Here is a 13,330-nt window from a genome sequence, read left to right on the forward strand (position 1 = left end):
TGTCATGACACTCGGCGAACTCTTTCTCGAAGCCATGTCCACCGGCGTGATCACCAACGGTGAAATGGCGTGGGTGACAGCCCGCCAAGATCAATTCACACGAACTGAGGAGGCTGTCGCCCAACGGCTGGGCCGTTTGGTCGACGAAGGCACGATTCAACTGGGTTGTCGCATGCCCATGGCCTAATTGCGGGCAGGGCTCTGATGAGTCGCATCTCCTGCCGCTATACCGGCGATCTGCACTGTTCAGCCGAACATGAGCCCTCCGGTGTGTCGTTAAGCACCGATGCTCCGCCTGATCATGACGGGCGTGGAGAAAGCTTTTCACCAACAGATTTATTGGCCACTGCTCTAGGCACTTGCATCTTGACCGTGATGGGAATCACGGCCAAACGCCGTAACTGGTCTGTCACCGATGCAGAAGCATCTGTTGAGAAGATCATGAGCCAAACGGGGCCCCGCAAGATCGAAACTCTTCGGATATGGATCACCCTGCCCCAAGGCTTATCGGAGGAACAGATTGAGTTGTTCAGGCGTGTTGTGAATGACTGCCCGGTGAAACGCAATTTGGAGCCATCCATGACGATTGATTTGATCTGGAGCTAATCATCCGCTTTTCTCGCAGGGCAGATTTAAATCAGAAGCAAGAAGAACAAGAGGAGGCACGGTGAGGCTTCACTTCATACCGATTCATGTCTTCCGAGAGACCCCATCGGTGACGTTCTTTGATGCAGGGGTTCCTGGAAGCAATGGTACCGACGTGGTCGCCCACCATGGCGCTGCCACGTCACCCCCTGACCAAGATGCTTCAGAGCAGTACTACGTGCACCGTCATCAGGTGGACAACAACCTTGTCCTTGAAGGTTCTCGGACCTTCACGTTGCTCAATCCAGCCTGGGATCATCCCCATCACATCATTCATTTGATCCGAGCGATGGGTGCTCTACAAATCCCTATCGGCACCTATCACCGCTCCGTGTCCAGCAACGAAGGAAGTCTGGTTCTCAACCAGTCCATGCGGGATCACGGATTTGATTACAGAACGGAATTCATTCCCGTAAGGCTTGAAGAACGCGAGGATCTGCTCAAGGCAAAGGCAACAGTTCCATGGATCTGGAGCTGGAAAGATGGGCACATCTGTAGAGACCACGACGCTTAGTGATGGTGCTTGCGTCGCCGCGAATGACGACGCGTCCGCTTCACCAAACGGCCGCTGACGGAGCGGCTTTCAGCACACTCGAGCTGATTCCAACGCCATCCCAGCCAGGACAGCACCACGACGATGGCAAGGGCGATCAACCAACCCACGGGGACAACGGCTTAAGAGAACAACGCAGGAACCAAAGCTGCTGGAGCCCAGTCCTCTCCCATCGTTAATGCAACAGGTGGCCATGCAGTCCAGCCAGGCCTGAACCGACTCAATGCGTTGTACAGCGGCCAACGCAGCGCTGTCGCTGCTTCCCTGCTCAGCCGTGAAGGGAGCAGGTTTCAACGCTGACCGTCTTGGTCAAGGCTGAACTCAAGCAACGCTGCCGTGAGCAAGGTCTTCATCGACTGCAGGGCCTCCTGCTCTCTGGGATCCGGCCCCCCGGGCCATTTCTCAAGATGAAAGCTCACCGAGCGGTGGAGCAGGCGAACAGCTTCAAGGTCCAGATCGAACTGGAGGGTGGGGCGAGGCTCACTCATGGCTCCATTCTCCCCAACACCACGTTGACAACCAAAAGGACTGCGAGTAGTACATAATTACCAATAAGACGCGTATGGGCATCGTCAACGCTCCGCCACCAAGCGCCTGGCCACCGATGGGATCAGGGCAACTCCGACCGAGCCGGTCCCTCATGGTGTGCCTCACCTGCCAGCACTTTCAACACACCCTTGCTGAGGCGGGGGTCACCCAGCCAGCCTGCGCACACCACCAACAGCGCATCCCCCAAGGAGCACACCTCACACACCGCTGCCATCAATGGATGCAACGGCTGGAGAAGCAGATCGGCTGGTGCCCTGAAGGGGCCTGATGCGCCGCCCAACCTTCACAGCCAACACAGCAACAAAAAGCCCCCTCCGAGGAGGGGGCTTTCCGATTCAGTTGATCTGAATCGTTTTTGCTGTTCCAAAGGGAACAGGTTGATTCCAGATCAACCGATGGCAGGAGCCTGCAGAGCCACAGGAGTGGACTCAGCGGCAGCCAGGTCGAGGGGGAAGTTGTGAGCGTTGCGCTCGTGCTGCACTTCCATGCCGAGGTTGGCGCGGTTCAGCACATCAGCCCAGGTGTTCAGGACGCGGCCCTGACTATCCAGGATGGACTGGTTGAAGTTGAAGCCGTTCAGGTTGAAGGCCATGGTGCTGATGCCCATGGACGTGAACCAGATGCCGACAACAGGCCAGGCGCCCAGGAAGAAGTGAAGGCTACGGCTGTTGTTGAAGGAGGCGTATTGGAAGATCAGGCGACCGAAATAACCGTGGGCAGCCACGATGTTGTAGGTCTCTTCCTCTTGGCCGAACTTGTAGCCGTAGTTCTGGGACTCGGCCTCGGTGGTTTCACGCACCAGGGAGGAGGTCACCAGGGAGCCGTGCATGGCGGAGAACAGGCTGCCGCCGAAAACACCTGCGACGCCCAGCATGTGGAAGGGGTGCATCAGGATGTTGTGCTCAGCCTGGAACACCAACATGAAGTTGAAGGTGCCAGAAATGCCCAGGGGCATGCCATCAGAGAAGGAACCCTGACCGAAGGGGTACACCAGGAAAACAGCCATCGCTGCAGACAGCGGAGCGCTGTAAGCGACGCAGATCCAGGGGCGCATGCCCAGGCGGTAGGAGAGTTCCCACTGACGACCCATGTAGGCGGAAATGCCGATCAGGAAGTGGAAGCAGACCAGCTGATAAGGGCCGCCGTTGTACAGCCACTCATCGAGGGAAGCAGCTTCCCAGATGGGGTAGAAGTGCAGGCCAATGGCGTTGGAAGACGGAATAACAGCACCGGAGATGATGTTGTTGCCGTAGATCAAGGAGCCAGCGACGGGCTCACGGATGCCATCGATATCAACCGGGGGAGCGGCGATAAAAGCAATGGTGAAGCAGATGGTGGCCGCCAGGAGGCAGGGAATCATCAGCACGCCGAACCAACCCACATAGATGCGGTTGTTGGTGTCGGTCACCCACTGACAAAAGGCTTCCCAATTGCTCTGGCGTCCGCTGCGAATTGCGGTGGACATGGAAGAAAAGAAGACGGATGAACCTCTCCCTCAAAAAAGGGACAGGTGGATCAAGTGTATGGACGGAACGTTCCGTTACATGACAACTCAACAATCAGAATCAGGTCTCAAAAAAACTTCATTAAGCGCTTTACTAAGCATTCATGAAGTTGTATGGAGTAGCCACTCGCGGGATTGCTGAACGAAGCCATTCCAGTTCACCCGTTCCTCCTCTGCAGCCCGAGCCACCAACAACGGTGCCTGCTGCTTCAACGCCACAAGATCAAGCTCGTCAACGCCGGCATTGATCGCCAGCCAATCCGCCATGGAGCGTCCCACCACACGGGTGAGGTAAGCCGCACTGAGGGCCTGCATTGAACCGGCGATCAGCCAGCTCCCCCCATCCAGCTTGGCCAGCCCAAGCAAGGTCTGTCCGGTCCACTCCACCACGCCCTGGGCGAGGGCCACCCGAGCCAGCTGCGCCGCCGCCTCCCTCAGCACATCCGGCTGCAGCGATGTTCCCCAGATCTCTCCCATCTCCTTGATCATCAAACCGTTCGCCACCGCCACGGCCAGAAGATCAAGACTGGCGATGGGGGAGGCCATCACAGACCCGGCCACCACCCACTGGGTGCGCTGCTGAATCTGCAGAAAGCGTTCGCGCCGAAGCGATTCGAGGTCACGCTGCCAACGGCGATGCAAGTCCGCCAGGAGTCGCGGACGCGTCTCCACTGCAGCCTGTTTCAGCGAACGGCGCAACGGTGCCAGGGCAGTGCGCAACTGCATCGAAGACTCCTGAACCAGGATCAGCTCACGCCAGCGCTCGGGAAGATCGTCTCGAACAGCAGCGACAGCATCGGTGGATGCGTCCTTCGCATCGGTCGACACAAGCACCCAGGCCGGCTGATCATCCGGCACCTGCTGCAGCCAGAGCAGATCCGAGGCCAGGAGGGGCGCCTGCAGGCTGAACAGGATCAGATCCTGATCCAGCAGGCCGCCGGGCCAGGAACGGCTGCCTTCGTCGGTGGTCAGGGGATGGCAGAGCGACAGCGTCACCGGCGCCGGGCCAGCAAGAGAGCTGCTGAGGTCTGCCTCATTCGGTCCCTTAGAGCCCCCCAAGGCGACCATCGCCATGCGCACAGGACCGCAGCGGTCCAGCACCCGTTTCAGTTCAGCGCGACGGGCCAGATCGGCAGAGGGTTGCTGCTCGAAACGTGCGAATTGATCCAGCACCTCTTGGCACCGAGCCAGCCAGCCAGCCAGCGATACCGGTGCTGTGAAGCGCGGCTGACTTGGCTTGCGGCCAAGCCAGATCACAACGCCACCGGCGGCCAGCAGACCCAGCCCCCCGCCGGGAACATGCATCACATCACTGATCAGCCACTGTCCAGCAAGCAGACCAGCTCCAGCCAGAGCCAACGGCCGCAGCAACGACGACGGTGGCACCACCAGTTCTGGCCATGAAGCCGGGAGTTTCAACAGAACGGCTGCTGTAGCAGTGGCCCTTCTTAGCTCAACCCACCACCTGACACCAGAACTTCAGGCCAGAAACACGAGTTCTCCATAAGTTGGGAACAGGCCGGAGTCAGCCGTGACACACAGTCATCCCAATGCGATGGTCGACAACCGCCGGGGGGTGCGCAGGGTTCTGATGGTGGCCCTGGGCCTGAACATCAGCATGTCGCTGCTGAAGCTTCTGGTGGGGGCCATGAGTGGTTCCCTGGCGGTGATCGCCGATGGCATGCACAGCGCCACCGATGCGTTGTCCAGCCTCACGGGACTGGTCACCAACAAACTGTCCGATCCGCGCCCCGACAGGGATCACCCCTACGGCCACCGCAAATACGAGGCGGTGGGAGCACTGGGCATCGCTGGTTTCATCCTGTTCACAGCCCTTGAGATCCTGCTGCGTTCGGGGGAAAGGCTGCTCGAGGGCCTGCCACCGATCCGGGTGACCAGCCAGGAGCTGGTGCTGCTCACGCTGGTGCTGGGGTTCAACCTCCTGCTGGCGGGATATGAGCTGCGGGAAGGTCGGCGACTGAACAGCAACCTGCTCAAAGCGGATGCTCAACATGCGGCGAGCGACGTTTGGACCACCGTGGTGGTGCTGGTGGGCATGGCCGGGGCGGTGTGGCTGCAGGTGAGCTGGCTCGACGTTGCGCTGGCCATCCCCATGGCACTCCTGCTGATCCGTGTGTGCTGGCAGGTGCTGCGCGGAACCTTGCCCTGGCTGGTGGACCACATGGCGGTTGCACCTGAAGCCATCTATGCCGAAGCGATGGCCACCGCCGGCGTCTTGAACTGCCACGACATCGCCAGCCGGGGCGTTCTGGGCCAGCAGGTGTTCATCGAAATGCATATGGTTGTCGACGCAGACGACCTCACCAAGGCGCACCGGATCACCGAACAGGTGGAAGAGCGCTTGGACGAAAGTTTCGGGCCGGTGCGGTGCACCATCCATCTGGAACCCAAGGACTACGTGGAGGACGGGATCACCTACACCGGCGCCCATGGCTGAGGTCGACACCACAACCCATGCGCTCGCTGGACTGACCGAGCGTCAGCAGCGAGGGCTGATTGAGGTGCTCGATGAAGTCCGTCGTGCCGAGGGCTGGTCGTGGCAACTGCCGGTGTTGCTGCGGGAGCGCTGCTGGCTGCGGCTGTCTCGAACTCCCCTGACCGAGCTGCATCGTTGGCTCCCTCCGGATGGGCGCGATGAAGCTCCGGAATTGATGCATTACCGGCGGTTGCTGCAGCAGGGGATGGATCCACTGTTGGCCCAACAGAGCTGCTGGCGGGAGTTCGGCATCGAGGACTGCCAAAGGGCGCTGCAGGACTACTGGAACAGTCGTGACACAGCCATCCACGGCTGGACAGCGGAGCGGTACCGACAACTGGTGAGCAGCTATCGCGAACGGATTGAACGGGGGATCACGGTGGTTCCGATGCTGGTGCTGGCTCGGAAGAACAGCGTTGAATGCCACCAGCTGCTCTGGATCACCGAAAACACCCCGGTGATGCGTCACACTTGCGCCTGATTCCAGGCCATGGGCCATGAGTGATTCCTACAGCGATCCCCAACAACAGGCGGGACAGGGAGACGGCGGCCGAGATGGTCAGCGCAGTCGTGGCAACCGTGGTGGCGGCCGTGAGGGCGGAGGCTTCCGGATTCGTCTGAGTGACAACGAAATGCGCTCAGCCCGGGCCCTGCAGGAGGCCTTCAATCTCCGCTCGACCGTGGCTGTGCTGGGTTTCGCGGTCCGCAGCCTTGGCCAAATGCTGGAGGACGGCCAACTCGACGCTCTGATCGAACAGCAGAAAAATCAGCCTGCCCGAGGTGGCCGGCGTGATGGTGGTGGTCGTGATGGTGGTGGTCGTGGCCGCCGCTTTGACGATGAGCGTGGTGGCCGCGGGTCCCGTCCGAATCCCTTTGCCCGGCCAGCCAAACCTCAACCGGAGGCTGCAGCTGAACCGGTTGCCGAGCCGGAGGCCGAACCAGTGGTGGAGCCGTTGGTGGAGTCAGAAGCAACCGCCAGCGACGACACCAATACCGCAGAAACCGAGGCCTGATTGATGAGCCGGCCAAGGGTTCTTTCCGGGGTGCAACCGACCGGAGCACTGCACCTCGGCAATTGGCTGGGTGCCATCCGCAATTGGGTTGATCTGCAGGAGACCCACGACACATTTGTATGTGTTGTGGATCTCCATGCCATCACCGTTCCCCATGACCCCAGCCGCCTGGCTGAGGACACCCGTTCCACAGCAGCGCTCTACCTGGCCTGTGGCATGGACCCCAAACGCTGTTCGGTGTTTGTGCAGAGCCAGGTGGCAGCCCACAGCGAACTGTGCTGGTTGCTGAATTGCGTCACGCCGCTCAACTGGCTGGAGCGGATGATTCAGTTCAAGGAGAAAGCGGTGAAACAGGGGGACAACGTCTCCGTGGGCCTGCTGGACTATCCGGTGTTGATGGCCGCCGACATCCTTCTCTACGACGCTGACCTGGTGCCCGTCGGCGAGGACCAGAAGCAGCACCTGGAGCTGGCGCGCGACATCGCCCAGCAGCGCATCAATGCCCGTTTCGGCAGCAAGGACACGCCGGTGCTCAAAGTGCCCAAACCGCTGATCCTCAAGGAGGGGGCACGGGTGATGAGTCTGACGGATGGTCGCAGCAAGATGAGCAAGAGCGATCCCAACGAGGGGAGTCGCATCACGCTTCTGGACCCTCCGGAGCTGATCACCAAAAAGATCAAACGCGCCAAGACCGATCCAGAGCGTGGCCTCGAATTCGGCAACCCCGATCGACCGGAAACCGACAACCTGCTTGGGCTCTACGCAATCCTGAGCGGCAAGGGGCGGGAGCAGGCCGCCACTGAATGCGCCGAGATGGGTTGGGGACAGTTCAAGCCGCTGCTGGCCGAAGCCACCGTGAGCGCGCTGGAACCCATCCAGGCCCGCTACCGGGAGCTGATGCAGGACCCCACAGAGCTCGATCAGGTGCTGAGAACAGGCCGTGAGAAGGCCGAAACCGTGGCCAACGCAACGCTTGAACGGGTTCGGGATGCCTTGGGTTTCGCCCGGCCAGCCTGATCAGCAACAAAGAGAAGCATTAGCTGCTCTGATCAATGCGACGGCCATGGGCTCAAGCCATGGCCCCTGAGGCTTGAGGGAGACAACGTCAGCCGCAGAGGCGAGTCTCGCAAGACTCTCAGCCTTCTCTCAGCTGCATATACACAGCACAGACAACGCGTCAACCCCTCAGGCGCCGATCTCGCGTCCAGACCTCGTGGGCCAGCACTGTGATCGTCCACCCGATTGTTCTGCGTGCATCGCCTTTTTTCTGCGTTCAGCCCAGCCACACGTTGGAGCCGGCCTGTCGTCGGTGCAGCCCTGACCGCAGGATTGGTGCTGTCCGCAGGAGCCAAACAGCCGCTCCAGAACGCAGTAGCGCCCGCAGAACAGGCTGAGCAAAGCGCTACCAGCAGCCGCGCCACCATGTCCTCTGGCACGGAGGGTGGTCGTTACGAGCTGACACCTGAGCGACGCGCCCTGCTCAACACCATTCGCTACGCCGAGGGCACCTGGAAAGACGGCGAAGACAAGGGATACCGGATCATGTATGGCGGCGGGCAGTTTCAGGACCTCTCACATCATCCCGAGCGGGTGATCGTCAAGCGCTACACCAGCGCCGCAGCGGGGGCCTATCAATTCCTGCCCAAGACCTGGAAGGGCGTGGCGAAGGAGCTCAAGCTGTCCAGCTTCGAGCCCAGGCACCAGGACCAAGCCGCTCTGCACCTTGTTGAGCGTCGCGGTGCTCTCAAGGAAATTGACCGGAAAGGGCTGACCAGAAACGCCATGGCGAAGCTGGCTCCCGAATGGGCATCCTTCCCCACCTGGACCGGCCGTTCCGCCTACGGTCAACCGGTGAAGAGCCCTCAGGACCTGGCGAGCTTCTACAGCAGCAACCTGCGCCAGCTGCGCAATCAGCTCGGGGCCTGAGGCGAACGGTTCGACCCCAACCTCGCGGCCAGGGCCCACACCTCCGTGACCAAGCCATGCCACGGGTTCATCACCTCCATCGAGACCGCCATGGGCTGCGTTGATGCACCCACAAGGGAGCGTGTTGCAGCAATGGCCTTCTTGCCGTCCTGCAGCCGCTCCTGCATGCGTCGGCGCTCCTGCAACGGCATCACCTCCTCCGGACAGGCCTGCAGAAGCTCCTCACCGCGCTGAAACCAATGCTCGAAGTCATCGAGCAGGGATGCCAGCAACTCATCCAACAGCGCGCCAGCTTCCTGATTGGTTGACTCACCCACCTGATGTCCTCGGGTCTCGCCCATAGGATGGCGGGCCCTGAACCTGAACCGGTGAGCAGCGCTGCAGCAACCACCCCAGCCCCTTCAGCACCGGTGGTTCTGCCCAAGACCAGCGAAAGCGATCAACTGCTGAAGATTCGCCACTCCATGAGCCATGTGATGGCCATGGCTGTGCAGCAGTTGTTTCCCAAGGCGCGCGTCACCATCGGCCCCTGGACGGAAACAGGTTTCTATTACGACTTCGACAATCCCGATCCCTTCACCGAGGCCGACCTGAAGGCCATCAAGAAAGGGATGATCAAGATCATCAACAAGAAGCTGCCTCTCGAACGCGTCGAGGTGAGCCGCAACGAGGCCGAGGGAAAAATCAAAGCCCAGAACGAGCCCTACAAGCTCGAGATTCTTGAAGGATTGCAGGAGCCGATCACCCTTTACACCCTTGGTGAGGACTGGTGGGACCTCTGTGCTGGCCCCCACGTGGATCACACCGGCCAACTCAATGCCAAGGCCTTCGAGCTGGAAAGCGTGGCAGGCGCTTACTGGCGAGGCGATGAAACCAAAGCGCAGCTGCAACGCATCTACGGCACGGCCTGGGAAACCCCGGAACAGCTGGCGGAGCACAAGCGTCGCAAGGAAGAAGCGCTTCGCCGCGACCATCGCCGCATCGGCAAAGACCTCGACCTCTTCTCGATCGAGGATGAGGCCGGGGCTGGTCTGGTGTTCTGGCACCCCCGCGGTGCTCGCATGCGCCTGTTGATCGAGGAGTTCTGGCGCCAGGCCCACTTCGAGGGCGGATACGAGCTCCTTTACACCCCCCACGTGGCGGACATCAGCCTCTGGAAGACCTCAGGCCACCTCGACTTCTACGCCGAGAGCATGTTCGGCCCGATGGAGGTGGACGAACGGGAGTATCAGCTCAAGCCGATGAACTGCCCGTTCCACGTGCTCACCTACGCCAGCAAACTGCGCAGCTACCGGGAACTGCCGATCCGCTGGGCGGAGCTTGGAACGGTGTATCGCTACGAGCGGCCCGGTGTGATGCACGGTCTGATGCGGGTGCGGGGCTTCACCCAGGACGATGCCCACGTGTTCTGCTTGCCGGAGCAGATCAGCGACGAAATCCTGAAGATCCTCGATCTCACCGAACGGATTCTCTCCGCCTTCGATTTCAGCAATTACGAGATCAACCTCTCCACCCGCCCCGAGAAGTCCATCGGCGATGACGCCGTCTGGGACCTGGCTACCAAGGGACTGATTGAAGCCCTGGAGCGCAAGGGTTGGGCCTACAAAATCGATGAGGGAGGCGGTGCGTTCTACGGCCCGAAAATCGACCTCAAGATCGAAGACGCCATCGGCCGGATGTGGCAGTGCTCCACGATCCAACTGGATTTCAATCTGCCGGAACGGTTCGAGCTCGACTACATCGCCGCCGACGGCAGCAAGCAGCGGCCGATCATGATCCACCGCGCCATCTTCGGTTCGCTGGAGCGGTTCTTCGGGATCATGACCGAGAACTACGCCGGCGATTACCCCTTCTGGCTGGCCCCCGAGCAGGTGCGTCTACTGCCGGTCACCGACGAGGTGCAGCCCTACGCCGAACAGGTGTTGGACCAACTCACCAAAGCTGGTGTTCGCGCCACGATCGACCGCAGCGGTGAGCGCCTCGGCAAGCTGATCCGCACCGGCGAACAGATGAAGATCCCCGTGCTGGCGGTCATCGGTGCCAAGGAAGCGGAGCAGAACGCCGTGAGCCTTCGCAGCCGACGGGACGGTGACCTCGGGGTCACAGCGGTGGCCGACCTTCTCAGTGCTGCCCAGATGGCCAACAGCGAGCGCGCCGCGGGCCTGGAGCTGAACCGATGACGGATACCCCTGTGCAGCACCTGGCCGATCTCGCGCGTCTGCGGGGAGCGCCGGAGTTGCCTCCCCAGATCAGAAACGAGCTGCGAGGAGAACTCGATCAGGCGATGGCCCAGGCCAGCTGGTTCACCATCGGAGTCATGGCCCCGTCCAGGGAGCAGGCCCTCACAGCGCTGCGCAGCCTCGAGCAAAGCCAACAGTGGGAGCCACTGGAGCTCGTCGACAGCCCCGAGGAGCAGGGCCCTGTTTTCCTGAAAGCCAATCAGAAGGGGGGCACGATCCGCATTCGGATCGAACACGGCCTTGGCGAAGGAATTCTGATTAGTGGCCACGGTGACGACGACACCACGCCAAGCACCACCTGGGGACCGCTCCCACTGGACTTCTTTTCCTGAGCCAACCACGCTGGTAGGAGTTGCCGCAGCCCTGGATGGCCACCAGCACACTCCTGGCGGGGGACATGGGAGGCACCAAGACTCTGCTTGCTCTCTACGGGAGTGAGGCGGGCCAGCTGCGCCTGCTGCATCAGGAACGATTCCGCTCGGGAGAATGGCCATCCCTTGAGCCGATGCTCGAGGCCTTCCTCAACAATCGCCCCGCCGATCTCCCGGCTCCAGCGCATGCCTGCATCGCCGTTGCCGGTCCGGTGCGACACAGGGAGGCCAGGATCACCAACCTGCCCTGGCGGCTGCGGGAGGCCGACCTGGCGCGGGCTGCGGGCATGGAACAGCTCGAGCTGGTGAATGATTTCGGCGTGCTGATTTACGGGCTGCCCCATTTCGACAGCCATCAGCAGGTGATCCTTCAGAAGGGCCACCAAGACAAGGGCCCCCTGGCCATTCTTGGGGCAGGCACCGGTCTCGGCATGGCGCGAGGCCTGCAGAGCGAACAGGGACTGGTGGCCCTGGCGAGCGAAGGAGGGCACCGCGAATTTGCTCCGCGCAACGAAGCGGAATGGGAGCTGGCCTCCTGGCTCAAACAAGACCTCGGCGTCAGCCGCCTTTCGATCGAACGCATCGTGAGTGGCACCGGCCTGGGGCATGTGGCCCACTGGCTGCTTCAGAAACCCGATGCCGCCATGCACCCCCTGCGCAGCGTGGCTGAGGCTTGGCGGCGCAACAGCTCCAACGATCTTCCCGCTCAGGTGAGCGTTGCCGCTGAAGGGGGTGATCCCTTGATGCAACGCGCCCTACAGCTTTGGCTGGAGGCCTATGGCTCAGCGGCAGGCGATCTTGCCCTTCAGGAACTCTGCACAGGAGGCCTCTGGGTTGGCGGGGGGACCGCGTCAAAACAACTGAAAGGACTGCAATCCGCCAGCTTTCTCAATGCGATGCGCGACAAGGGACGCTTCCGCGAACTGATCGAAGGGATGCAGGTCACAGCGGTGATCGATCCCGATGCCGGACTGTTCAGTGCAGCCTGTCGCGCCCGGATGCTGGCGGAGTCAGGTGGGACACTGGCCTGAGCAGAGGATCAGCGATGGCGCAGCCGCGCATCGGTCAGAAAGTGGTCGTGGACGTCCCGGCAACCACCGCCAATCTCGGCCCTGGATTTGACTGCCTCGGTGCAGCCCTTGATCTGAACAACCGCTTCGCGATGCGGCGGATCGAAGGGGGCGGTGAACGATTTGAGCTGATTATTGAGGGAACGGAGGGCAGTCACCTCCGGGGTGGGCCGGAGAACCTCGTTTACCGAGCGGCCCAACGGGTGTGGAAAGCGGCTGGGCTGGAACCCGTCGCCCTTGAGGCACGGGTGCGTCTTGCCGTGCCGCCGGCACGGGGGCTGGGCAGCAGTGCCACGGCGATCGTGGCGGGATTGATGGGAGCCAATGCTCTCGTCGGTGAGCCTCTCTCCAAGGAGAAGCTGCTGGAGCTGGCCATCGATATCGAAGGTCACCCGGACAACGTTGTGCCCTCCCTTCTGGGGGGCCTCTGCATGACCGCCAAGGCCGCCTCTCAGCGCTGGCGCGTGGTGCGTTGCGAATGGACGCCGAGCGTGAAGGCCGTCGTGGCGATTCCATCGATTCGCCTGAGCACAAGCGAAGCCCGCCGGGCCATGCCCAAGGCCATCCCCGTTGGCGACGCTGTGGTCAACCTGGGTGCTCTGACACTGCTGCTGCAAGGGCTGCGCACCGGCAATGGTGATCTGATCTCCGACGGCATGCACGATCGCTTGCACGAGCCTTACCGCTGGCGCCTGATCAAAGGCGGCGACCAGGTCAAACAGGCCGCCATGGACGCGGGAGCCTGGGGTTGCGCCATCAGCGGAGCTGGACCAAGCGTTCTGGCTCTGTGCGAGGAAGACAAAGGCCCAGCCGTCAGCCGAGCCATGGTCAAAGCCTGGGAAGCTGCCGGGGTCGCCAGCCGCGCGCCGGTGCTGAATTTGCAGACCTCAGGCAGCCACTGGCAACCGGCCGACGATGAGTAGATCCACCTAAACAGGGCATTCAGCCCTGTTAGCTTTGTT

Annotated in this window: 18 protein-coding genes; 12 read left to right on the forward strand and 6 right to left on the reverse strand. The window is 61.5% G+C overall.

What is annotated here, in order from left to right:
* Positions 1-4 precede the first annotated feature (4 nt).
* From DXY04_RS01230 to DXY04_RS01240, 3 genes are all read left to right on the forward strand, one after another.
* Positions 5-187, forward strand: a complete 183-nt coding sequence (locus tag DXY04_RS01230) for a hypothetical protein (RefSeq protein ID WP_115160654.1) — start codon at positions 5-7, stop codon at positions 185-187.
* 17 nt (positions 188-204) lie between these two features.
* Positions 205-606, forward strand: a complete 402-nt coding sequence (locus tag DXY04_RS01235; RefSeq protein WP_115160655.1) for an OsmC family protein — start codon at positions 205-207, stop codon at positions 604-606.
* A gap of 109 nt (positions 607-715) precedes the next feature.
* The gene (locus tag DXY04_RS01240; protein WP_371634497.1) at positions 716-1,159 is read left to right on the forward strand and encodes a hemagglutinin; all 444 of its coding nucleotides are present in this window, start codon (positions 716-718) and stop codon (positions 1,157-1,159) included.
* On the opposite strand, the gene DXY04_RS11980 is transcribed toward DXY04_RS01240, so the two are convergent.
* The 5 genes from DXY04_RS11980 to DXY04_RS01265 all read right to left on the reverse strand — a co-directional run bounded on the left by DXY04_RS11980 (position 1,156) and on the right by DXY04_RS01265 (position 4,670).
* Positions 1,156-1,308 carry a hypothetical protein gene (locus tag DXY04_RS11980; protein ID WP_170951301.1) on the reverse strand — a complete coding sequence of 51 codons (153 nt, stop codon included), beginning with the start codon at positions 1,306-1,308 and terminating at the stop codon, positions 1,156-1,158. The genes DXY04_RS01240 and DXY04_RS11980 overlap by 4 nt on opposite strands.
* A gap of 180 nt (positions 1,309-1,488) precedes the next feature.
* Positions 1,489-1,686 carry a hypothetical protein gene (locus tag DXY04_RS01250; RefSeq protein ID WP_006851951.1) on the reverse strand — a complete coding sequence of 66 codons (198 nt, stop codon included), beginning with the start codon at positions 1,684-1,686 and terminating at the stop codon, positions 1,489-1,491.
* Between the two features lie 122 nt (positions 1,687-1,808).
* Complete coding sequence (locus DXY04_RS11985) at positions 1,809-2,027, reverse strand: hypothetical protein (RefSeq protein WP_170951302.1); 219 nt, start codon at positions 2,025-2,027, stop codon at positions 1,809-1,811.
* 108 nt (positions 2,028-2,135) lie between these two features.
* Positions 2,136-3,212, reverse strand: a complete 1,077-nt coding sequence (psbA, locus tag DXY04_RS01260) for a photosystem II q(b) protein (RefSeq protein WP_006850794.1) — start codon at positions 3,210-3,212, stop codon at positions 2,136-2,138.
* Positions 3,213-3,353: 141 nt separating this feature from the next.
* A complete protein-coding gene (locus tag DXY04_RS01265) occupies positions 3,354-4,670 on the reverse strand; it encodes a YcjF family protein (protein WP_115160659.1) in 1,317 nt (438 codons plus the stop codon).
* A 136-nt stretch (positions 4,671-4,806) separates the two neighbouring features.
* On the opposite strand from DXY04_RS01265, the gene DXY04_RS01270 reads away from it, so the two are divergent.
* The 5 genes from DXY04_RS01270 (at position 4,807) to DXY04_RS01290 (ending at position 8,687) form a co-directional block, all read left to right on the forward strand.
* The gene (locus tag DXY04_RS01270) at positions 4,807-5,709 is read left to right on the forward strand and encodes a cation diffusion facilitator family transporter (RefSeq protein ID WP_115082094.1); all 903 of its coding nucleotides are present in this window, start codon (positions 4,807-4,809) and stop codon (positions 5,707-5,709) included.
* Positions 5,702-6,229 carry a hypothetical protein gene (locus tag DXY04_RS01275; RefSeq protein WP_115082093.1) on the forward strand — a complete coding sequence of 176 codons (528 nt, stop codon included), beginning with the start codon at positions 5,702-5,704 and terminating at the stop codon, positions 6,227-6,229. The genes DXY04_RS01270 and DXY04_RS01275 overlap by 8 nt, the downstream gene beginning before the upstream one ends.
* A gap of 16 nt (positions 6,230-6,245) precedes the next feature.
* Entirely contained in the window at positions 6,246-6,761 is a 516-nt protein-coding gene (locus DXY04_RS01280) for a hypothetical protein (protein WP_115160660.1), read from the forward strand.
* Positions 6,762-6,764: 3 nt separating this feature from the next.
* Complete coding sequence (gene trpS / locus DXY04_RS01285) at positions 6,765-7,778, forward strand: tryptophan--tRNA ligase (RefSeq protein WP_115132445.1); 1,014 nt, start codon at positions 6,765-6,767, stop codon at positions 7,776-7,778.
* A 234-nt stretch (positions 7,779-8,012) separates the two neighbouring features.
* Positions 8,013-8,687 carry a glycoside hydrolase family 104 protein gene (locus DXY04_RS01290; protein WP_115160723.1) on the forward strand — a complete coding sequence of 225 codons (675 nt, stop codon included), beginning with the start codon at positions 8,013-8,015 and terminating at the stop codon, positions 8,685-8,687.
* Here DXY04_RS01290 and DXY04_RS01295 read toward each other — a convergent pair.
* On the reverse strand, positions 8,672-9,004 hold the full coding sequence (locus DXY04_RS01295) for a DUF2605 family protein (protein WP_371634499.1): 333 nt from the start codon (positions 9,002-9,004) through the stop codon (positions 8,672-8,674). The genes DXY04_RS01290 and DXY04_RS01295 overlap by 16 nt on opposite strands.
* Positions 9,005-9,031: 27 nt before the next feature.
* On the opposite strand from DXY04_RS01295, the gene thrS reads away from it, so the two are divergent.
* Genes thrS through thrB form a run of 4 tightly spaced genes read left to right on the forward strand, consistent with a single transcriptional unit; the run spans position 9,032 to position 13,291 of the window.
* Positions 9,032-10,867, forward strand: coding sequence for a threonine--tRNA ligase (gene thrS, locus DXY04_RS01300; protein WP_115160662.1), 1,836 nt, complete (start codon positions 9,032-9,034; stop codon positions 10,865-10,867).
* Positions 10,864-11,259 (forward strand): DUF1824 family protein, encoded by a 396-nt coding sequence (locus DXY04_RS01305; RefSeq protein ID WP_115132442.1) that lies wholly within the window; start codon positions 10,864-10,866, stop codon positions 11,257-11,259. The genes thrS and DXY04_RS01305 overlap by 4 nt, the downstream gene beginning before the upstream one ends.
* Positions 11,260-11,294: 35 nt before the next feature.
* Positions 11,295-12,329 carry a glucokinase gene (glk, locus tag DXY04_RS01310; protein ID WP_115160724.1) on the forward strand — a complete coding sequence of 345 codons (1,035 nt, stop codon included), beginning with the start codon at positions 11,295-11,297 and terminating at the stop codon, positions 12,327-12,329.
* 14 nt (positions 12,330-12,343) lie between these two features.
* Positions 12,344-13,291 carry a homoserine kinase gene (gene thrB / locus DXY04_RS01315; RefSeq protein ID WP_114988315.1) on the forward strand — a complete coding sequence of 316 codons (948 nt, stop codon included), beginning with the start codon at positions 12,344-12,346 and terminating at the stop codon, positions 13,289-13,291.
* Positions 13,292-13,330: the final 39 nt, after the last annotated feature.

Origin of the sequence: Synechococcus sp. UW86, from assembly GCF_900474085.1 — a bacterium.
Taxonomy (GTDB): Bacteria; Cyanobacteriota; Cyanobacteriia; order PCC-6307; family Cyanobiaceae; genus Parasynechococcus.